Annotated in this window: 2 protein-coding genes; both read left to right on the top strand. The window is 63.8% G+C overall.

Going from position 1 to position 997, the window contains the following annotated elements:
* Positions 1 to 423, top strand: a 423-nt coding sequence (locus EN932_RS36905; RefSeq protein ID WP_206520872.1) for a divergent polysaccharide deacetylase family protein, incomplete at its 5' end; no start/stop codon positions are given.
* Positions 424 to 453: 30 nt separating this feature from the next.
* Positions 454 to 975, top strand: a complete 522-nt coding sequence (locus EN932_RS36900; RefSeq protein WP_013529078.1) for an RNA pyrophosphohydrolase — start codon at positions 454 to 456, stop codon at positions 973 to 975.
* The last annotated feature ends 22 nt before the right edge of the window (positions 976 to 997 follow it).

The raw sequence follows: 997 nt of genomic DNA, 5'->3' as shown, positions 1-997 counted from the left end.
AGCCTGCACTGGGCGCTGTCGCGGACGACCAACTATACCGGCGTCATGAACTATATGGGCGCCCGCTTTTCCGCTGACGCGGCGGCGATGGAGCCGTTCATCGCCGAGCTCGGCAAACGCGGCCTCGCCTATATCGATGACGGCTCGTCGGCGCGCAGTCTGGCGCCGGATCTGGCGCTGAAAGACGGCGTGCCCTTCGTCGCCGGCGACATGGCGATTGATGCCGTGCAGGATCGCGGCGAAATCCTGAAGAAGCTCGACAGCCTGGAGGCGACCGCGCGGGCCAAAGGCACTGCCGTCGGCATCGGTTCGGCCTTCGACCTGACGGTCGATACCGTGTCATCCTGGGTGGTCGAGGCCAAGAAGCGCGGCATCGAGATCGTGCCGATTTCAGCGGTGGCTATCGATCCGCAAAAAGGCTAGCCCTCGGAAGACGGCTGGAAAGAGTGACTGATGCCAAAGACGAACAAAATCGACCGCGAAACGCTGCCTTACCGACCCTGCGTCGGGCTGATGATCCTCAATGCCGAGGGCCTGGTCTGGGTCGGGCACCGCATTGCCGAACCGGACAGCGAATTTGCCGGCACGACGCAGCTCTGGCAGATGCCACAAGGCGGCATCGACGAGGGCGAGGAGCCCCTGCAGGCGGCCGAGCGCGAGCTCTATGAGGAGACCGGCATGCGCGGCGTCTCGCTACTGGCCGAGGCGCCGGACTGGATCAACTATGATTTGCCGGAGCATCTCGTCGGCATCGCCTTCAAGGGCCGGTATCGCGGCCAGACGCAGAAATGGTTCGCCTTTCGCTTCCACGGCGATGTCAGCGAGATCCAGATCAATCCGCCGCCGGGTGGCCACACCGCCGAGTTCGACAAATGGGCATGGCGGCCGATGCAGGACCTTCCTGACCTGATCGTGCCGTTCAAGCGCCATGTCTATGAGGATGTGGTGGCGGCGTTCCGGCATCTGGTGCGATAGTAGGGGAGTAGGGGAGTAGGGG

The organism is Mesorhizobium sp. M7A.F.Ca.US.002.01.1.1 (assembly GCF_004022955.1).
In the GTDB taxonomy this organism is placed as follows: Bacteria; Pseudomonadota; Alphaproteobacteria; order Rhizobiales; family Rhizobiaceae; genus Mesorhizobium; species Mesorhizobium ciceri.
The sequence above is the reverse complement of the archived record's forward strand: the minus strand, read 5'-3'. Positions and strand labels throughout refer to the sequence as shown.

What these genes read in the sequence shown, in the direction of transcription:
- EN932_RS36900 (WP_013529078.1), top strand. Translation starts at nt 454, where the DNA reads ATGCCAAAGACGAACAAAATCGACCGCGAAACGCTGCCTTACCGACCC.